Raw genomic sequence first — 18,296 nt, forward strand, 5'->3', positions numbered from 1 at the left:
GGCCGAATAGTCGGGTTTTATGCCGGCTGCATATCTAGAAGGAGTCCCATGATGCATATTGCTATTCTAACTTTTGATGGTTTTAATGAGCTTGACTCCTTGATCGCACTGGGAATTTTAAATCGGGTTAAGCGACCCGGTTGGCGAGTGTCTATCGCCAGTCCGACGTTAAGGGTTGAGTCGATGAACGGTGTCATATTGGAACGACATATCGATTTGAGTGAAGCCAGCGAAGCGGATGTTGTCTTAATTGGAAGTGGCATGAAAACTCGTGAGGTGGTGGCCGATGCTGATTTGATGTCGCAGCTCGAGTTAGATCCAACGCGTCAGTTAATCGGTGCGCAATGCTCTGGCGCGTTGCTGTTAGCTTCGCTTGGATTATTGAATGGTATACCCGCCTGTACTGATTTGACCACTACCCCTTGGGTTAAAGAGGCGGGAATTGAGGTGTTACCGCAGGCTTTTTTTGCACAGCATAATATCGCCACTGCCGGAGGCTGTTTGGCCTCGCAGTACTTAGCTGCTTGGGTGCTGGCTAAGTCGGAAGGAATAGAGGTGGCGCAAGCGGCATTGCATTATGTTGCGCCGGTGTCAGAAAAAGATGACTATGTTACTCGAGCAATGGCTAATATCAGCCCTTATATCATGGGTGAATAATCTTAATTGCTGGCAATAAAAAACCGCGCGGTGCGCGGTTTTTTAGTCGGTGAGGGCTAGAGTTTAAGCGTTCTGCTTGGCCTTCGCTTCTAATCGGCGGCGGTGCAGTACGGGCTCGGTATAGCCATTTGGTTGAATTCGGCCTTGAATGACGAGTTCTAATGCCGCTTGGAAGGCCACGCTGTCATCGAAGTTCGGTGCCATGGGCTGGTACAGTGGATCAGCTTCGTTCTGACGGTCAACCACGGCCGCCATGCGCTGCATAGTTTCCATGACCTGCGCTTCGGTACAGATATTGTGATGTAGCCAGTTAGCGATATGCTGGCTGGAGATCCGCAGTGTTGCACGGTCTTCCATTAGGCCGACATCATTGATGTCTGGCACTTTCGAGCAACCCACGCCTTGATCGATCCAACGTACCACATAGCCGAGGATACCCTGAGCATTGTTGTCCAGTTCGTTCTGAATCTCGTCAGCCGACCAGTTAGTGTCGCTGGCAACGGGGATGGTCAGAATATCATCGAGGCTGGCACGAGGGCGGCTTTTGAGTTCTTCCTGACGGGCGAAAACATCAACCTTATGATAGTGCAGTGCGTGCAGTGCCGCCGCCGTTGGCGATGGTACCCAGGCGGTGTTTGCCCCAGACAGCGGATGTCCGATTTTAGCCGTCAGCATGTTGGCCATCTGATCGGGGATTGCCCACATGCCTTTACCAATCTGAGCACGCCCTTGTAGACCGCAGGAGAGGCCGTTATCAACGTTCCAATCTTCGTAAGCGCCGATCCATGCAGCGGCTTTCATCTCACCTTTACGGATCATGGGGCCGGCTTCCATTGAGGTATGGATTTCGTCACCGGTACGATCGAGGAAACCAGTATTAATAAACACCACACGGTCTTTGGCTGCACGGATACACTCTTTCAAGTTAACCGTGGTGCGACGTTCCTCATCCATGATGCCCATTTTAATCGTGAAGTTTGGCAATCCTAGGGCGGTTTCGATACGGCCAAATAGAGTATTTGCAAAGGCGACTTCTTCGGGGCCGTGCATCTTCGGTTTAACGATATAGATAGAACCGGTGGTGGTGTTACTGAATTGACCGGTGCCTTTGACATCGTGAATTGAGATCAGACTAGTAAGCATACCATCGAGAATGCCTTCAGGTATCTCATTGCCGTCTTTATCGAGAATGGCGTTGTTGCTCATCAGATGGCCAACGTTACGCACAAACATCAAACTACGGCCTTTGAGGCTAACCTGAGTACCATCAACACCGGTGTATTGACGATCTGGATTCATGCGTCGAGTGAAGGTTTTTCCGCCCTTGGTCACTTCTTCAGTGAGATCACCTTTCATCAGGCCGAGCCAGTTTTTGTAAGCCACTACTTTGTCTTCCGCATCAACGGCGGCAACGGAGTCTTCGCAGTCCATAATCGCAGTTAACGCCGCTTCGACGATAATATCGCTGATGCCTGCGGCATCGGTTGCGCCGGTTTGACTGCTGCGATCGATTTGAATGTCGAGATGCAGGCCGTTGTGTTGCAGCAGAATAGAACTCGGTGTAGAGGTTTCGCCGTTATAACCAATCAACTGCGACGCATCTTGTAGGCCCGTTTCAGTGCCATTGTTGAGCGTGACTATTAGTTGACCGTTCTCGATGCTGTAACGAACAGCGTCTTTATGGCAGCCATTACTTAGCGGGGCGACTTCATTCAAGACGTTGCGAGCAAATTCGATGACTTTCGCGCCCCGAACCGGATTGTAGCTGGCGGTGATCTCGGCGCCATTATCTGCGGCGATAGCATCGGTGCCGTAGAGGGCATCGTATAGGCTTCCCCAGCGAGCATTGGCTGCGTTTAGAGCGAAGCGAGCGTTCATCACCGGCACCACCAACTGAGGGCCGGCCATGGTGGCCATTTCTGGGTCAACATTGCTGGTGGTGGCGCTGAAGTCTTCGCCTTCCGGTAGCAGATAGCCGATTTCCTGCAGAAATGCTTTATAGCTTGCCAGATCGAAGCCATTGGCACGGTTTTCGCGGTGCCAGTTGTCGATCTGTTCTTGAATGGCATCTCGTTTTGCCAGCAGGGCGCGGTTTTCGGGGGCTAGGTCGTGGACGATGGCGTCTAGGCCGGTCCAAAACTGTGTTTCGGTCACGCCGGTGCCCGGAATAACCTGCTGATTAACAAAAGTGTAAAGCGCTTCAGCAACCTGCAGGCCGCCTGTTTGTATCCGTTGACTCGTCATATACTGCCTCATTTTTAATCGTCCAGCATCCGGCGCGAGGCAACCGGATTAGGTGATTTTTTGTATGCCGCAATTCAGTGTGCCTATCGGTATCACTGCTGTTTCGGCTTGTGCATCGCAACAGTATCGCACTTTACCGAGCCTGTCCTCTCTAGCAATGCTAAAGTATGAAGCTAATCAGAGGTATTCATTTCACAATGTGGGATAGCGCTTCGATCAAGCGAGAAGCGCTTGCGTGAATAAAGAAAAAGCTGCCATGAGCAGCTTCATGCAGGGTTGTCGCGCTTAGAACAACCAGCTGGTGGGTTGTGGCAGTGGTTGTTGTTTATCCAGTGCGCTTAGGCCTTTGATACAGCGGATAATAAACCACACAACATTTAATAGCAGAATCAGAAAGCCGATCAGGAACGAGGCCGTGATAATGCCAATCACGGTATAGAGCAGGGCCATCCAGAAGGTACGGATCTGCCATTGATAATGGCTTTTCAACCACTCGGGAGCATCGGCTTTATTGACATAGGCCATGATCAGGCCGACGAGGCCCGTAATACCGAAGATGAGACTGGCGAGATAGAGAATATAGATAATTTTCGCGTTACTGCCTTTATCGCTAGAGGCTTGTGTTACGTCATTCATGAAGGTTAATTTCCTTTTAGCGGTTATGAAATACGTTGACGGATAGCGTCCGGTAGGGGCACGGAGCGGCCGGTGTTATGATCCATCCAGACGACCTTAGAGTAGCCTTCACTGCAGATCACATCAGGTGCATCGGTGGTGCTGAGTTCATACCAGGTCATAAAGCTGCTGCGGCCAATCTCACCGACAGATATTTTGATATTAACGGTGGCCGGATAGCTGATGGGGCGTAGAAAGGTACAGCCGACATTGATAATCACTGGGTCGGTACCGTTACCATCGACGGCTGCACCAAGCTGCGCCAAAAACTGTACGCGGGCTTCTTCGAGATAGCGCATATAGAGCGCGTTATTAACATGCCCATAGGCATCCATATCGCCCCAGCGGACGGGGATTTGACATTGATGTAGCTGGCGGAAATTATCTTCTTTGCTGATCACGGCATGTCCTTTGTCGTCGTTACTATTTAGCTGATATTAAACTATTTTTGCTCATTTTGATCGGTTTGTTTAGCGCCATCATTCGTTCTCACGTGCAGATCGAGTTGTGGGAAGGCGATCTCGATATCGTGTTCCTTGAATAGTTGATCAATGGTGCGATGGAGATCATGAGTCGCCTGATTACGTTTATCCATTGAACTAATATAAGCGCGTAGTTCAAAATCTAGTGTGCTGTTACCGAAGGAGAGAAAGTAAGCCAGTGGTGCCGGTTCAGTGAGCACGTTTTTGTTAACCGCAGCCGCTTGCAATAGTAACTCAGTGACTAGCCCCGTATCGGAACCATAAGCAACCCCCACCGGTACAATAATGCGAGTGATAGGGTCGGTGAGTGACCAGTTGATTAACTGATCGGTGATGAACGTTTTATTGGGAATAATCACCTCTTTGCGATCCCAATCGGTAATGGTGGTAGCGCGAATATGTATGCGACTGACATTGCCGGTGACGCCGCCGATGGTGATGGTATCGCCGATACGAATAGGTTTTTCAAACAAGATAATGAGGCCGGAAACAAAATTGGCCACGATCTCCTGTAGACCAAACCCCAAGCCTACCCCCATTGCCGCGATGAGCCACTGTAGCTTGCCCCATTCTAAACCGAGAAAATTGAGGAAACTGATCAAGCCGATAATATAGAGTGAATATTTCAGTAGGGTGGATATCGCAAAACCGGTGCCGGGTGCCAGTGGTAGATAGTTCAGCACCAGTAATTCGAATAACCCCGGTAAGTTGCGGGCCGCAATAAAGGTAATTGTGAGTGCGGCGAGGGCAAAAATAATCTGCTTGAGGGTGATAAAGCTGAGGATGCCATTGTCGCTACTACTGGTTGACCAGAGCGTCACTGAATCGAGCATATCGAGGGCCGGCAGTGTCCAGCCGAGAGTGAACCACGCGAGGGTGATAAACATGAGTGCGGTGACCGTCTTGAGCAGCATATTACCCTGCTCTGAAATCGTCTGAATATCGATAAAGTTTTCTTTTATCGGTGGCGTATCTTTTTGTTCTTCTCGGGCAGACAGGATATCGGCTCGACGAGCGAGTGCGCGGTTAAAGTAGAGTCTGCGTTCTTCAATCAATAACCAACGTCGACCTAAATGAAACATAAGGTAGGCTAAGATGGCGATACACACCAAGAGCAACATCAGCCCGGTTAGAATACTGGCCGAGAGCATATAACCCCATATCACTAGGCCTGCCATGGCCATATTAAAGGCAATGATAAATCCGATCCAGAGACCTGCATTATGCCATAAGCGCGAGGGGTCGGGCGCCTGAGATTGCGGTATAGAGCGCCATAAACTGATCCAGAACAGTGTGAAACCGAGCGTGATGATCAGTAAGATCAATCGAGTAGGGCCGGCGATAATAAGCTCGTGGTTACTTAGGTCGAGTATAAACAGTAACGCGATTAAGGGGGTATTGGTCCAGAACAACAGGTGTAAGCGTTGGCGTAAAGTTTGAGTCGTCTGTTCTGGCAGGCTAAATTGTCCTTGTAATAGGCCATAGGGTTGTTGCAGCCAACGCATGAACGTGAGATAGAGCCAACTTATAAATGCCAGCAGGTACAGCAGGTTACTCATCGATGCAGCATCCTCATCGAACTGCCGACCGAGGGCATATAGAGACAATGGGATTGGTAAGGCAATCAAGGGGCCATACAACAGTGGGCGAAGGGTATGACGAATATTATCTTGCGAGACATTTCCTATCAGCTGACACCATTGCGGTTGACGGTTATTTAGGTAGCGACGGCAGAACAGTGCCAGCGGTAAAGTGATGATCAGTAATCCGAGGGGGAGGGCTAATGTATTGCTCAACTGGCTGAGATAGGGTTGTAGTAATCGGGGAATCTCATCGATGAGTAAGATAAAACCTTGGCCAACTTGGTTAGGCCACTGCAGCGATAGAGGGGTGGTACTGGGTAGCCAGAGTAGATGTTTATTAAACAGTGTTCGACTATCTATGATCTGCTGATTAAATTGCTCCTGTATGAGCAGTAGTTGTGATAGTTCACTGATCAGCTTTTGTTGTAGCGAACGCTGCTCTGAAATGAGCTCTGCGAGGCTTTGATGTAGCTGATTGAACTTGTTTTGCTGCGCTTCTGATAGGCTATCGATCTCGGTTTGTTGCACTATCGGTAAGCTCAGCGTTAGTTGACTCAGGCGTAACGCTTTTAGGCGGCTCTTGCTACTCTCGGGTTTGAGTGGCTTGGGTAGTTGCTGAATATGTTTGCGAATCTCCGAGCCGGTGTAGCTCACGTCTAATTCGAGCTGTGCTCGAATCGCTTGATAGGTCTGACGAATAATTTGTAACTGCTGTTCCAGTTGTTTACGGCGTTGTGCGATTTGTTCGGTTTCTGCTAATGCTTGTCGAATGATATTAGCGGTTTCGCTGTTGCGGGTGAGTGCTTGTTGTAAGATCGGATTGCTATCGGTGTCCGAGTGTTCAACCTGACTGAGGGCTTTTTCGGCTGCCGCGCGGTCGACTTGTTGCTGATGTTGTTCGGCGGCATTGATCCAGTTGTCGTAAGACTGAATCTGTTTTTGTAGGTTTGTTAGTTTTAGATTTGCCAGTTCAACCTGACCCGGTAGCGCAACAATTTCTAGTTCGGTTATTTCCAAACGTAATGCAATTTCCCGTTGTTGATATTGACGGGTCTGTGCACGTAGCTGCTGTAAATCGGTGCTCGGTTGTGTCTCGGCATCCGTTGTTAGATCGTTCAACTGTTGTTGCAATGTTGCCAGTTTAGTGCGCTTGCTTAACAGTAAGGTATCGCTATCACGAATGATTTGTTGCAGATCGTTGTGATTTTTTTCGAGATCGATCAGTTTCGTTTTGTTTTTTACCAATAACTGTTGCAGCTCTTCTTCAGTTAAGGCGTGATCGGGCAGTGTTAACTCGATAGGTGCGGCGGCTGTGCGTGCCTGTTCCAACTGTTGGGCTTGCGTGGCAATTTCTGAGCGAATATTTTGCGCTTGTTGTTCCAGTAAGAGGACATCTTGTAGTTGCTGTATAGCCACTTGATAGGCGCTATAGAGCGGGTTGTCCGGATCATTCTCAAGCGATTGTTGTTGGCTTTGAAAACGTTCTAAATCCGCTTGAGTATCAAGGGTTGCTGCGAACCCTTTAAGGCTGAATAAGATAACAAAGAGAATGAGTAGTCGCATACATTAGGCCTTAAGGTGATGCAATTTACTATATACAGCAATTGTCATAGCACAAGGAATAAGTTGTGAATCTAGCCTAGATTATAAGTAGGCCGCCGTTTTATACGCTGTTCCGTTGGCTCAGTTTAAGGAAATATATTATGCGGATGTTAGATGCTAAATGCTTACGTAATAGCTTGCCGGTATTCAATCAAGCGGCAGGCATCAGTAGTTGTGAGTTGCTGACAGAGTATCTGAACTGCTATCAATTAAACTCGATTATTCATGCAGGCCATCGATTGTCGGCCTCTCAGCAGGTCGTGCAGGGCTGTGCGTTGTTTGTACAGCATTACAGCTGTCGTGATACAAGTCGAGGTACGGCCGTGGTGGTACATGGCTATTTTGATCACAGTGGTTTGTATCGTCATCTAATCTCATATTTGCTTGAAATTGGTTGGAACGTCCTGATCTTCGATCTGCCTGGTCATGGCCTATCGCAAGGGCCGCCGCTCGCCATCGAGAGTTTTACGACCTACGCAGAAAAGTTAACGGCGCTGCTGAATAGTCGTAAAGAGCACCTGACTGGGCCTTGGGTGTTAATAGGTCAAAGCACGGGGGCTGCGATCTTGATGGAACAGCAGTTGAAGTTTGGTTTTTATGATTGGCCAATAAAGCAACAGGTGTTTTTAGCGCCGTTGGTGCGACCTTGTGGTTGGCAGGAGATAGCCAGTCAGTATCGTTGGTTAAGATTTTTACGACGTTCTGTGCCACGTCGCTATAGTTTGAGCTCGGGAGATCAGGCGTTTTTGGATTTTGTTCGTTATGAAGATCCATTACAGCATCGGCGTATTCCGGTGCGCTGGATCGGTGCTATGTTACGTTGGATTGATGAGGTTGAACAGTCTGCTAGCTTAACCACTCAGCCTTTGTGTATTCAAGGCGTGGAGGATACAACAGTGGAATGGCGGCATAACTTAGGTGTGATCGGACGGCTTTATCCAGGATTAGAAATTAAGTTATTACAACACGCGCGACATCATTTAGTGAATGAGAGTACAGCGCTTCGTTTGCAGGTATTTAAGCTCATTGAGCAATCCCTGAACGTCGCAGGTAACGAAGCAACATTAAGCTAAGCCCATGATGCGAAAGGCAGCTTGCGCTGCCTTTTTTCATCGAACGGCTAATGAGCGAGTTAGAACAAACGACGGCAGCGAATCGTGCCTTTCACCTGTTTCAGTTTGCTCAGCGCAACCTTAGAGGTCTCAGCATTAACGTCGATAACGACATAACCGACTTTCTCGTTGGTCTGCAGGTATTGACCTGTGATGTTGAGATCATTTTCAGAAAAGACACTGTTGATTGAGCTCATGACGCCTGGAATGTTTTCATGAACATGCAACAAACGGTGCACATCAGGATGCTCCGGCAAGGCAACTTCAGGGAAGTTAACGGACGTGATTGATGAACCATTATCACTGTACTTGATTAACTTATCAGATACTTCATAGCCGATGTTTTCCTGCGCTTCCAAGGTAGAACCACCGACATGCGGGGTCAGGATCACATTATCAAATTCGCGTAGCGGAGAGATGAATTCATCATCATTGGAGCGTGGTTCGGTTGGGAATACGTCAACCGCAGCACCCAATAGGCGTTTTTCGGCCAGTGCTTCGCATAGATCATCAATCACGACCACGGTGCCGCGAGCGGCATTGATAAAGATCGAATCTTGCTTCATTTCGGCGAATTGTGCAGCGCCCATCATATCTTTGGTTGATGGTGTTTCAGGCACATGCAGGGTGATAATATCGCAGGTGGCTAATAGTTCTTTCATCGTGCCTAGCTGAGTGGCGTTACCCAGTGGCAGTTTAGTAATGATGTCGTAGAAAAAAACATGCATCCCCATGGATTCAGCGATGACACTTAACTGTGAGCCAATGCTGCCGTAACCGATAATACCGAGTTTCTTACCGCGAATTTCATAGGAGTTTTTAGCCGACTTCTGCCATACACCGCGGTGCGCTTTAGCATTTTTCTCGGCGACGCCACGTAACAGGATAATCGCTTCAGCGATCACCAGTTCAGCGACTGAGCGGGTGTTAGAGAAAGGCGCATTGAAAACAGCCACGCCGCGCATGGTTGCTGCAGTCAGATTCACCTGATTGGTACCAATACAGAAACAACCAACGGCAATGAGTTTTTTGGCGGCCTTAAAGACTTTGTCGGTCAGCTGAGTACGAGAACGGATACCGATAAAGTGAACATCTTTGATGCGTTCAATCAAATCTTCTTCAGGCAGGGAGCCGGTCAGGTATTCGATATTGGTGTAGCCGTGGGCATTCAGGGTATCCAGTGCTGACTGGTGCACGCCCTCCAGCAGCAGAATTTTAATCTTGCTTTTTTCCAGAGAGGTTTTTGGGCTCATGATATGGATCTCTTTTTAAGTGGGATAACCCTGTGTGTGGCAGGTATCCCCGGGTTAGCCGATAAAAGAAAGGGGCGCTATGTTAACACAGTGTGATGGTAAAAGGGTGAGGCGTGAGGGGCGGTGATGCTGAATTTTTATTCAGACAAACATGAATCGAAATCACTTAGCATTAAAGATCGTGATTCGGATTCATGTTTTTCGCCCGTATATGCGCTGAATCAGCTATAGATGCAGAGGTAGGCTGTCGGTTGTGCAACCTGTAATTGGAATGTCTGATGGGCGGCAACACGGAACTCTGTGCCGCTTGGAAATGATTGCCACGCATCGTTGCCGGGGAGTTTAACCCGCAGTTCGCCACTGATGACTTTCATGAGTTCGTTTTCAGAGGTACCAAACTCATAATCGCCTGCTGCCATCACACCGGAAGTGACTTTACCTTCCGCGTTTTCAAAGCCGATAGATTTTACCGCACCATCAAAGTATTCGTTCACGGTTAGCATATTATTACTCCTATAAAATGGGAGCGCTATAGTAGATATCTTTAGCGATATTGTCACCTGTTTGCGGTGTTGGGTGAATGCTTAAGTAGGTAGTCAACAAAGGCTTGATTGGCTCTGGAAAGATAACTCTGCTGTCGCCAGGCGATGCACAGATCAAAACGTAATGGGGTTTCAAAGGGCAGGCCGATCAAGTCTTGAGCATCATCGATGGCGGGCCTGAGTAGAGCCGAGATGCCAAAGCCGTGTCGGACAACGGATTGAATCAGAGGAATGAGATTGGTCTCAAACGATATTTTCGGTTTGACCTGATAATTTTGAGCCAGTTGTTCCGTGACTTGTCGATGAAAAAAGCCTTCTTTAAATAGGACTAACTCTTCATCTAGGAACTCGGTGTAACTGACGCTAGCTTGTTGAGCTAAAGGATGATCTGCGCTGACGCACACGAGAATTTCCTCTTGCAGCAGGTGAATTTTCTCCAGCTCATCGGGTTTGCCATCATCGACAACGATACCGATATCGAGCTCTCCTTGTTCAATCTGTTGACGGATATGGGAGGTACCTCCTTCGACTACGGATAATTGAATGTCAGGATAGCTATGACGAAAGCCCATGAGAAACTCAGGCAAATAGTAAGAGCCGAGCATACTCGGGATCCCCACCCTGACTTGACCACGAGATAGACCGGTGAGTTCTTGCATTTCTAGTTCGGCATCGGTGACCGCCTGCAGTATCTTGTCAGCATGTAATAGCAGCCTCTCGCCTTCATCGGTCAGCGTGATACGGCGCTCCGTTCGATGAAATAGTGTCAGATTTAACTGCTCCTCTAGGCGTTTGATGGACATACTCACGGCCGACTGTGCTAAATGCAGTTGTTTGGCTGCCCGCGTGAAGTTGGCTTCCCGAGCGACCATTTGAAAATTGCGTAGTGAACGTATATCCATGGCATTACCTGAGTAGCGAATGGTGGCAGCGATTAATCAAGCCGTGCAGGGCGACGGCTTGATAACTGATGTGAATGTGATATCACAAAAATTGATTAATATTATCACTTTTATATGTTTCTGTGATTGTTTGTCAACTGCTAGTCTTAGTCTACTTTTTTGACACCCTGAGAGCAGCAACATGATCGAAGCGGGTACCAAACCGTTCTGGCGAGCCACCATTGCGTTATGCATCGGCTCGTTTATGATTTTTTCCAACGTCTACGTCACTCAGCCCATTCTACCTGAGCTACAACAGGAGTTTATGCTGACGACGCTGGAGGTTGGCTGGTCATTCACGATCACGACCCTGATGCTCGGATTGTCGTTACTGTTCTATGGCCCCTTATCGGATGCATTGGGGCGGCGTTTGTTGATGCTCTTGAGCATGGCGGGTGTCTGTGTATGTACTTTGCTATTGTCACAAGCGAATAGTTTTACCTCTCTTATTGTGCTGCGAGGGCTGCAAGGTTTCTTTCTCGGTGGCCTGCCGGCCATTGCCATTGCTTACATGGGGGATGAATATTCACGTAAAGCATTGCTGTTGGCTGTGGGTTTGTATATCAGTGGCAACTCTATTGGGGGCATATCGGGGCGATTGATTGGTGGTTTTGTCAGTGATTGGCTGGGTTGGGCCGACCTGTTTCTGGTGATGGGGTTGATGAGTGTAGTTTGCTGGTTGCTATTTTGGTGGTTATTACCGGCCTCTCAACAGTTCACGCCACAGCCGTTACATTTGCCGAGCATGCTACAGCGTTTGAAAGGCCATCTGACGAATCCACTATTGTTGCTGGTGTATCTGGTGGGTGGTTTGAACTTTTTTATTTTTATCAATCAGTACAGTTATATCACCTTTGTCTTGTCCGATGCGCCGTATCATCTGAGCCCCGTTTGGATTGGCTTACTGTTTTTGACTTATTTGACCGGTACGGTCGGGTCGACGTTATCGGGGCGAGTAGCGCAACGTATTGGGCAGCTCAACTGTATTAAAGCGGGGATTGTGATTTTAATGAGCGGTAGCTTATTAACGTTAAGCGATGCTTTAGGGTGGATCGTGTTAGGCTTTTTTATCAACAGCTTTGGTTTCTTCTTTGCTCATTCGAGTGCCAGTAGTTGGGTCAGCCGTCAAGCAACCTATGCGCGGGCCAGTGCTTCATCGTTATATCTGGTCTTTTATTATTTAGGGGCCAGTAGCGGTGGTTTTTATCTTGATCCCTTTTGGCAATGGTTAGCTTGGGAGGGGGTGGTGTTAGGCTCGCTTATCGTTTTATTGTTGACCTTGTCGTTAACCTTAGCATTGAGCTCGTTGTGTGCCAGAGGTATGATCAAAACTCAGTGAAACACGCTAGTTAAGCTGTTTCGATAATCTTTTGTGCGGCAATGCCGAATTTATTTTCAGACTTCCTGAAGGGGATAAAGCCTTGATTATTCAGTATAAACATCAGTATGTAGATGGCGTTAGCGCTGACCTTCCGGTTGGTAAAGTGGTATGTGTAGGCCGTAATTATGCAGACCATGCGGCAGAGCTGAATAATCCTATACCGACGACGCCGATGTTATTTATTAAGCCTTCGACGGCCATTGTGCCGATGGCTGAGCCGTTTGCTGTGCCAGTCGATTTTGGCTCGGTTCATTTTGAAACGGAAATGGCGATTTTGATTGGTCAGCCGTTGAAAAATGCTACCCATGACGAGATTGAAGCGGCAGTTGCGGGGGTGGGCGTTGGCCTTGATCTGACCTTGCGGGATGTGCAAGGTAAGCTGAAGCAGCAGGGCCACCCTTGGGAAAAGGCCAAAGGGTTTGATGGTGCATGCCCGTTATCGGTTTTTTTAGAGCCTTCAGCGGTAGGTGATCTGCAAAATCAACAGATTCGCTTAACGGTTAATGGTGAGATTCGTCAAAACGGTAATAGCAGCTATATGCTCAACAAAGTGTATCCGTTGATCGCTTATATGAGTCATTATTTTACCTTATTGCCGGGTGATGTGGTGCTCACCGGAACACCTGCGGGAGTCGGTGCGGTGAATCCTGGTGATAAGTTGGTGGTTGAGTTGGGCGATCGTTTACGGGTTGAGACTCAAGCGGTTTGAATACAGCGCTGCAGATCATTGTTAAGCATAAGGGAGCAGACGGATGTTGTGGGTTAAGGTGTTTCATATTCTGGCGATGACCAGTTGGATGGCGGGTATTTTCTATCTGCCGCGTATATTTGTGCACTATGTTGAAGGGCGTGAAGCGGGGCAGGATGTCGCGCGGTTACAGATTATGGCCGGTAAATTATTCGGCTTTATGTCGATTATGGCGGTATTTACCTTAGGTTTAGGTTTGTGGCTTTGGCTTGGCTATGGCATTACCGGTGGCTGGCTACATGCGAAGTTGTTGTTTGTCGGCTTATTGATTGGCTATCACGCTTGGTGCTTTAGCTATCTGAAGAAGGCGCGCGCCGGAACCTTGTCGCGGACGGGGCGCTATTTTCGCCTTTTCAATGAGTTACCGCTGCTGATTTTCATACCGATTCTGATATTCGTGGTGGTTAAACCATTCTAAGCGAGATTGAACGCTGGTTAAGCGTTGATTTTTTGCCGTAGCCGTTCGATTCGAGCGGCTGCTCGTTCGGTTTCTTGGCGAAGGCTGTCGGTGGCGGCCGTAAAGTGGTTTATTTCCGGGCGACTGGGCAGCAAGCGCAACTCTTCTGTCACATACTCTTCAATATTGCGTTTCAGGCTGTTGCCGGCATGCAGATACAGTGACGCTTTCCATTTTAGATACCGCGCGAATTCATGAGCCGGTAAATCGCCTAGCACTTGTGCTAGCAGACCTTCCCAATCCAAGGCAGTATCGATCAATATTTGACTGAAGCGTGTGGCCAGTGCGTTATCACCGCTCACGGTAATGGTTTTGCCAAACATGGCTTCACTACTGTCAGCCGCACTTAACAGGCGTAAAAAATCTGTCGGGCTACCACTGAGTGTCACATCGGCATCTTCTCGCTCGATCATATCCAGCTGTATGCCGGTCGCGCTAGGCTGCAGTGAAAGCGCTAGGTTGGCGCTTGTGAGCTGAATCGCGATAACCTTTCCATCGAGTTGCTGTAACTGCGTAACAGTGTCTGGATTGAGTAGCAGGAGACGGTTAAGCGTCTCTTCTGCTAAGGTCAATAGGGTTGCGTAGAGGGTCTCGATGCTCATCGTCGATTACGGCTTAATACCGGTATGAAGGGCGACAATACCGCCGGTCATATTCTGGTATTTACACTGCGTCAGTCCGGCTTCTTGCATCATGCCTTTCAGGGTTTCCTGATCGGGATGCATGCGGATGGATTCTGCCAGATAGCGATAGCTTTCCTCATCTCCTGCGATTAATTTACCAATTTTAGGCAGCAGACTGAATGAGTAGAGGTCGTAGGCTTTGGTGAGCAGAGGGTTATTGGTTTTGGAAAACTCCAATACCATGACTTTACCGCCGGGTTTAAGTACCCGTGCCATCGATGCTAAGGCTTTTTCTTTAAAGGTGACATTGCGCAGACCGAAGGCGATGGTGATGCAATCAAAGGTGTTATCGGGAAACGGCAGTGCTTCGGCGTTGGCTTGGACAAACTCGACGTTGCCGGTAATTCCCCGATCCATGAGGCGGTCACGACCCACTTTTAACATAGAATCATTGATATCGGCGAGTACGACTTTACCTTCAGCACCAACCAAGCGGGAAAAACGCATGGTTAAGTCGCCGGTACCACCGGCAATGTCGAGCACTTTATGGCCGCGTCGTACACCGCTTTGTTCGATCGTTTGACGTTTCCAGATGCGGTGAATACCGCCTGACATCAGATCATTCATGATATCGTACTTGCTGGCGACAGAGTGAAAAACGTCAGCAACCTTGTCCTGTTTTTCGTCGACTTTTACCTGTTCGAAGCCGAAGTGGGTATTGTCCTGAGATTCTTTCTGGTCAGTCATGGGAAACCTGTCATCTGCCTAATTCGCGTAGTCGCATTCTACCTTTGCAGTCGGCAATTGTCTTTATTCTTGCGGCATCAACTGATCTGTCTTCAGTGAAAACAGATGTTTAAGCTTAATTGCGCCGTTTATCCTTTGGCAATCATATTAGCATGCCGAGTTTTACCTGCTTTAGACAGTTCCGCGAGGTAACGATTCCAGTAGCTATCATAGTGTTGGCACAAGTCGAGCAGGTATTCCCACGTGAATAAGCCACTATCGTGGCCATCATCAAAGGTGATTTTGAGTGCGTAATTGCCAACGGCTTCTAGCCCTTTGATACCAACGAGCTGTTTGCCTGTCTGCAATACACCGTTGCCGACGCCGTGACCACGGACCTCGGCAGACGGCGAATGAACCCGCAGATATTCAGCACTCAGTTCAAACTGCTGTTGATCACTGTAGATCAACTCCAGGGTCTTCGATTTTGCATGTAGCTTAATGTCTTTAGGCGGTACCGCGTGCATGAGGATACTCCGCTGACAGAGCGCGAGGCTCTGTCATCGTGACGATTAATTAAAGAATATAGTGACTGAGATCTTCATCTTGGCTTAGCTCGGCTAGATATTGATCGACAAATGCTCGATCAACCTTAATCGTTGTACCGGCCTGATCCGATGCGCTAAATGAAATCTCTTCCAGTAGCCGCTCCATCATGGTGTGCAAGCGACGGGCACCAATATTTTCGGTTTTCTCATTGACCTGATACGCCAGCTCGGCAATGCGATCAATACCGTCTTGAGCGTATTCAACGGTGACCCCTTCAGTGGCCAGCAGCGCACGGTATTGCTCTGTGAGTGATGCATTGGGTTCTGTGAGGATGCGGCGGAAATCATCCGGCGTTAGGGCTTGTAGCTCGACGCGGATGGGCAAACGCCCCTGTAACTCAGGAATCAAATCGGATGGTTTGGATAGATGAAATGCGCCAGACGCAATAAACAAAATATGGTCGGTTTTGATGGTGCCATATTTAGTCGTAACATTGCTGCCTTCGATCAGCGGCAATAAGTCTCTTTGTACGCCTTCACGGGAGACATCTGCGCCGGTGCCTTCGCGTTTACAGACTTTATCGATCTCATCGAGAAAGACGATACCGTTTTGTTCAACCGCATCGATCGCCATTTGCTTGAGGTCGTCATCGTTGACCATTTTAGCGGCTTCTTCATCGATCACCTGTTTCAGCGCATCTTTAACCTTAATGCGTTTACTCTTGGTTTTGCTGTTACCCATGTTAGAAAACATGCTTTGTAACTGACTGGTCATCTCTTCCATGCCGGGAGGGGCCATGATTTCGACGCCCACCGGCGCTTGACTCAAATCGATATCGATCTCTTTATCATTCAGTTTACCTTCCCGTAGCTGTTTGCGCAGCAGTTGACGTGTGGCGCTGTCGGATTTTTGCTCCGGCTGCTCATCTAGGCTGGTGGGGCGAACCGGTGGCAGTAACGCATCGAGAATACGTTCTTCCGCGGCATCTTCGGCGCGGAATTTAACCTTATCCATCTCCTGCTCGCGCAGCATTTTGATCGCCATATCGATCAAATCACGAATAATGGTTTCCACATCACGGCCGACATAGCCGACTTCGGTAAATTTAGTCGCCTCAATTTTAATAAAGGGTGCGTTGGCAAGCTTGGCCAAGCGACGAGCGATTTCGGTTTTACCGACACCGGTAGGACCGATCATGAGAATGTTTTTCGGTGATACTTCGGCGCGCAGCTCAGGATCTAGCTGCATCCGTCGCCAGCGATTACGCAGGGCGATCGCGACAGAGCGTTTGGCATCAGCTTGACCGACAATGTGTCGATCTAGCTCGGAAACAATTTCACGGGGTGTCATATTGGACATCAGTAAGCTCTCTTTGGCTGTTCTTTCAGGCTTCGGCTGCGGTGGATTGCAGCTGCTCAATGGTGAGATTCGCGTTGGTGAATACGCAGATATCGGCGGCAATCTGTAAGCTCTTTTCGACAATATCTCGGGCGTTAAGCTCGCTATTCGCAACCAACGCGCGGGCGGCGGCTAAGGCATAGTTACCACCGGAACCGATCGCAATAACGCCATCTTCTGGTTCGATAATATCGCCACTGCCGGAAATTAGGTAGGTTTTATCTTTGTTTGCCACCAGCATCAAGGCTTCGAGTTTGCGCAGCACTCGATCGCCGCGCCATTCTCTCGCTAGGCTGACAACGGCGTTGAAGATGTTACCTTGATGTTTTTCGAGTTGCTGTTCAAAGAGGTCGAGTAAGGTGATCGCATCGGCAGTACTGCCTGCAAAACCGGTAATAACGTCGTGCTTCGCCAGTCGGCGAACTTTGCGGGCGGTGCCTTTCATAACGGTGTTGCCGAGGGATACCTGGCCGTCACCGCCAACAACGACCTGGTCGTCGCGACGTACAGAAACAATTGTGGTCATGGGTGTGCTTTCCCGAATAGGTGTACTCAATTTGCAATGAGTATAGATATGGGAGCGCTGGGCGTTATTTCAAGGTTATGAATAATCGATGATAAAAAAAGGATTTAGTCTATTTGCCGCACGAGTGGCTGAATATTCATGCTGACTAAACGGTCTTCGGCTTTGCTTAGCATTGAGCGGTTTGTATATGGCCCTGTTAGGACTTGGTACCAGATACTACCGTTGCTGTTGGTGACCCTACGTGTTTTTACATTGGGTAAGCCTTCTAGAATGAGGCGCGCGCGCAATTGCTCCGCATCCTGATGGCTTTGGAATGAACCGGCTTGGAGCACGTAAGTATGTTTGGGTTTGGCACTTTTGGGCGTCGATTTATACGGTTCGACATTCGCGGTATCGACTTCGCTTTCCGGCAAAATTTCATAGAAATCGAAGCGCTCCGATTGCTCTTCTACCGGCGGTATTGCACTGTTGTTGCTTTGGCTGCCGCTGCTGTTTGATGGCGTCGGTTTGGCTTTGGAGGTGCTTTGAGGTGCTGGCTTAGCGGCACTTTTAATGTCGGCTTTACTCGGCGTTGACGCAGCAGGTGATGCCGGCGCACTTGCGCCGTTATCAGGCCTAACCGATGTAAGTTGCCAAAGCAGATAAACAAAGCCAATAAGAAAACCGAGGCTGATGACGCTGCGCACCCAAGGGAACGGTTGTTTGCTAGGCGCGCGGTTGTTTTTACTATTGCTACGCGTGGCACGGCTGGCCGCCGAACCACTGTTACGTTTTTTTGCGAAGTCTCTGCGCGCCAT

At 48.7% G+C, this 18,296-nt stretch carries 18 protein-coding genes; 5 read left to right on the plus strand and 13 right to left on the minus strand.

Translation table 11 applies throughout. The annotated features are described in order from the left end of the window. The first annotated feature begins 48 nt into the window (after positions 1 to 48). Positions 49 to 657, plus strand: coding sequence for a DJ-1/PfpI family protein (locus Q4488_RS06395; protein WP_303579641.1), 609 nt, complete (start codon positions 49 to 51; stop codon positions 655 to 657). A gap of 63 nt (positions 658 to 720) precedes the next feature. On the opposite strand, the gene Q4488_RS06400 is transcribed toward Q4488_RS06395, so the two are convergent. The 4 genes from Q4488_RS06400 to Q4488_RS06415 all read right to left on the minus strand — a co-directional run bounded on the left by Q4488_RS06400 (position 721) and on the right by Q4488_RS06415 (position 7,204). After that, complete coding sequence (locus Q4488_RS06400) at positions 721 to 2,901, minus strand: malate synthase G (RefSeq protein WP_303579642.1); 2,181 nt, start codon at positions 2,899 to 2,901, stop codon at positions 721 to 723. 285 nt (positions 2,902 to 3,186) lie between these two features. Then, positions 3,187 to 3,537, minus strand: coding sequence for a hypothetical protein (locus Q4488_RS06405; protein ID WP_303579643.1), 351 nt, complete (start codon positions 3,535 to 3,537; stop codon positions 3,187 to 3,189). Positions 3,538 to 3,560: 23 nt separating this feature from the next. Further along, on the minus strand, positions 3,561 to 3,977 hold the full coding sequence (locus Q4488_RS06410) for a thioesterase family protein (RefSeq protein ID WP_303579644.1): 417 nt from the start codon (positions 3,975 to 3,977) through the stop codon (positions 3,561 to 3,563). Between the two features lie 41 nt (positions 3,978 to 4,018). Then, positions 4,019 to 7,204 carry a mechanosensitive ion channel domain-containing protein gene (locus Q4488_RS06415; protein WP_303579645.1) on the minus strand — a complete coding sequence of 1,062 codons (3,186 nt, stop codon included), beginning with the start codon at positions 7,202 to 7,204 and terminating at the stop codon, positions 4,019 to 4,021. Between the two features lie 140 nt (positions 7,205 to 7,344). Between Q4488_RS06415 and Q4488_RS06420 the strand changes: the two genes are divergently transcribed. Further along, positions 7,345 to 8,316 (plus strand): alpha/beta hydrolase, encoded by a 972-nt coding sequence (locus Q4488_RS06420; RefSeq protein ID WP_303579646.1) that lies wholly within the window; start codon positions 7,345 to 7,347, stop codon positions 8,314 to 8,316. A 59-nt stretch (positions 8,317 to 8,375) separates the two neighbouring features. Here the strand turns inward: Q4488_RS06420 and serA are convergent, their stop codons facing one another. The 3 genes from serA to Q4488_RS06435 all read right to left on the minus strand — a co-directional run bounded on the left by serA (position 8,376) and on the right by Q4488_RS06435 (position 11,052). Continuing rightward, complete coding sequence (serA, locus tag Q4488_RS06425) at positions 8,376 to 9,608, minus strand: phosphoglycerate dehydrogenase (protein ID WP_303579647.1); 1,233 nt, start codon at positions 9,606 to 9,608, stop codon at positions 8,376 to 8,378. A 221-nt stretch (positions 9,609 to 9,829) separates the two neighbouring features. After that, positions 9,830 to 10,111 (minus strand): pyrimidine/purine nucleoside phosphorylase, encoded by a 282-nt coding sequence (locus Q4488_RS06430; protein WP_303579648.1) that lies wholly within the window; start codon positions 10,109 to 10,111, stop codon positions 9,830 to 9,832. A 53-nt stretch (positions 10,112 to 10,164) separates the two neighbouring features. Beyond that, the gene (locus tag Q4488_RS06435) at positions 10,165 to 11,052 is read right to left on the minus strand and encodes a LysR family transcriptional regulator (protein ID WP_303579649.1); all 888 of its coding nucleotides are present in this window, start codon (positions 11,050 to 11,052) and stop codon (positions 10,165 to 10,167) included. 181 nt (positions 11,053 to 11,233) lie between these two features. On the opposite strand from Q4488_RS06435, the gene Q4488_RS06440 reads away from it, so the two are divergent. The 3 genes from Q4488_RS06440 (at position 11,234) to Q4488_RS06450 (ending at position 13,638) form a co-directional block, all read left to right on the plus strand. Continuing rightward, positions 11,234 to 12,430 carry an MFS transporter gene (locus Q4488_RS06440; RefSeq protein WP_303579650.1) on the plus strand — a complete coding sequence of 399 codons (1,197 nt, stop codon included), beginning with the start codon at positions 11,234 to 11,236 and terminating at the stop codon, positions 12,428 to 12,430. Between the two features lie 88 nt (positions 12,431 to 12,518). Beyond that, the gene (locus tag Q4488_RS06445) at positions 12,519 to 13,181 is read left to right on the plus strand and encodes a fumarylacetoacetate hydrolase family protein (RefSeq protein ID WP_303579716.1); all 663 of its coding nucleotides are present in this window, start codon (positions 12,519 to 12,521) and stop codon (positions 13,179 to 13,181) included. A 43-nt stretch (positions 13,182 to 13,224) separates the two neighbouring features. Beyond that, positions 13,225 to 13,638 (plus strand): CopD family protein, encoded by a 414-nt coding sequence (locus tag Q4488_RS06450; protein ID WP_303579651.1) that lies wholly within the window; start codon positions 13,225 to 13,227, stop codon positions 13,636 to 13,638. Between the two features lie 17 nt (positions 13,639 to 13,655). On the opposite strand, the gene Q4488_RS06455 is transcribed toward Q4488_RS06450, so the two are convergent. The 6 genes from Q4488_RS06455 to Q4488_RS06480 form a co-directional block, all read right to left on the minus strand. Then, positions 13,656 to 14,279: an SCP2 domain-containing protein gene (locus Q4488_RS06455; protein ID WP_303579652.1), complete on the minus strand. Its 624-nt coding sequence runs from the start codon at positions 14,277 to 14,279 to the stop codon at positions 13,656 to 13,658. Between the two features lie 6 nt (positions 14,280 to 14,285). Further along, positions 14,286 to 15,047 (minus strand): bifunctional demethylmenaquinone methyltransferase/2-methoxy-6-polyprenyl-1,4-benzoquinol methylase UbiE, encoded by a 762-nt coding sequence (gene ubiE, locus Q4488_RS06460; RefSeq protein WP_303579653.1) that lies wholly within the window; start codon positions 15,045 to 15,047, stop codon positions 14,286 to 14,288. Positions 15,048 to 15,175: 128 nt separating this feature from the next. Beyond that, positions 15,176 to 15,553, minus strand: coding sequence for a DUF971 domain-containing protein (locus tag Q4488_RS06465; protein WP_303579654.1), 378 nt, complete (start codon positions 15,551 to 15,553; stop codon positions 15,176 to 15,178). Positions 15,554 to 15,602: 49 nt separating this feature from the next. Beyond that, on the minus strand, positions 15,603 to 16,934 hold the full coding sequence (gene hslU, locus Q4488_RS06470) for an ATP-dependent protease ATPase subunit HslU (protein WP_303579655.1): 1,332 nt from the start codon (positions 16,932 to 16,934) through the stop codon (positions 15,603 to 15,605). Positions 16,935 to 16,959: 25 nt separating this feature from the next. After that, entirely contained in the window at positions 16,960 to 17,499 is a 540-nt protein-coding gene (gene hslV, locus Q4488_RS06475; protein ID WP_303579656.1) for an ATP-dependent protease subunit HslV, read from the minus strand. Between the two features lie 104 nt (positions 17,500 to 17,603). Continuing rightward, positions 17,604 to 18,296 (minus strand): SPOR domain-containing protein, encoded by a 693-nt coding sequence (locus Q4488_RS06480; protein WP_303579657.1) that lies wholly within the window; start codon positions 18,294 to 18,296, stop codon positions 17,604 to 17,606.

Origin of the sequence: Amphritea sp. 1_MG-2023 (assembly GCF_030547545.1) — a bacterium.
Classification (GTDB): Bacteria; Pseudomonadota; Gammaproteobacteria; order Pseudomonadales; family Balneatricaceae; genus Amphritea.

What these genes read in the sequence shown, in the direction of transcription:
- hslV (WP_303579656.1), bottom strand. Translation starts at nt 17,499, where the DNA reads ATGACCACAATTGTTTCTGTACGTCGCGACGACCAGGTCGTTGTTGGC.
- Q4488_RS06405 (WP_303579643.1), bottom strand. Translation starts at nt 3,537, where the DNA reads ATGAATGACGTAACACAAGCCTCTAGCGATAAAGGCAGTAACGCGAAA.
- Q4488_RS06400 (WP_303579642.1), bottom strand. Translation starts at nt 2,901, where the DNA reads ATGACGAGTCAACGGATACAAACAGGCGGCCTGCAGGTTGCTGAAGCG.
- ubiE (WP_303579653.1), bottom strand. Translation starts at nt 15,047, where the DNA reads ATGACTGACCAGAAAGAATCTCAGGACAATACCCACTTCGGCTTCGAA.
- Q4488_RS06440 (WP_303579650.1), top strand. Translation starts at nt 11,234, where the DNA reads ATGATCGAAGCGGGTACCAAACCGTTCTGGCGAGCCACCATTGCGTTA.
- Q4488_RS06465 (WP_303579654.1), bottom strand. Translation starts at nt 15,553, where the DNA reads ATGCACGCGGTACCGCCTAAAGACATTAAGCTACATGCAAAATCGAAG.
- Q4488_RS06395 (WP_303579641.1), top strand. Translation starts at nt 49, where the DNA reads ATGATGCATATTGCTATTCTAACTTTTGATGGTTTTAATGAGCTTGAC.
- Q4488_RS06435 (WP_303579649.1), bottom strand. Translation starts at nt 11,052, where the DNA reads ATGGATATACGTTCACTACGCAATTTTCAAATGGTCGCTCGGGAAGCC.
- Q4488_RS06450 (WP_303579651.1), top strand. Translation starts at nt 13,225, where the DNA reads ATGTTGTGGGTTAAGGTGTTTCATATTCTGGCGATGACCAGTTGGATG.
- Q4488_RS06480 (WP_303579657.1), bottom strand. Translation starts at nt 18,296, where the DNA reads ATGGCGCGCAGAGACTTCGCAAAAAAACGTAACAGTGGTTCGGCGGCC.
- Q4488_RS06415 (WP_303579645.1), bottom strand. Translation starts at nt 7,204, where the DNA reads ATGCGACTACTCATTCTCTTTGTTATCTTATTCAGCCTTAAAGGGTTC.
- Q4488_RS06420 (WP_303579646.1), top strand. Translation starts at nt 7,345, where the DNA reads ATGCGGATGTTAGATGCTAAATGCTTACGTAATAGCTTGCCGGTATTC.
- Q4488_RS06455 (WP_303579652.1), bottom strand. Translation starts at nt 14,279, where the DNA reads ATGAGCATCGAGACCCTCTACGCAACCCTATTGACCTTAGCAGAAGAG.
- Q4488_RS06430 (WP_303579648.1), bottom strand. Translation starts at nt 10,111, where the DNA reads ATGCTAACCGTGAACGAATACTTTGATGGTGCGGTAAAATCTATCGGC.
- hslU (WP_303579655.1), bottom strand. Translation starts at nt 16,934, where the DNA reads ATGTCCAATATGACACCCCGTGAAATTGTTTCCGAGCTAGATCGACAC.
- serA (WP_303579647.1), bottom strand. Translation starts at nt 9,608, where the DNA reads ATGAGCCCAAAAACCTCTCTGGAAAAAAGCAAGATTAAAATTCTGCTG.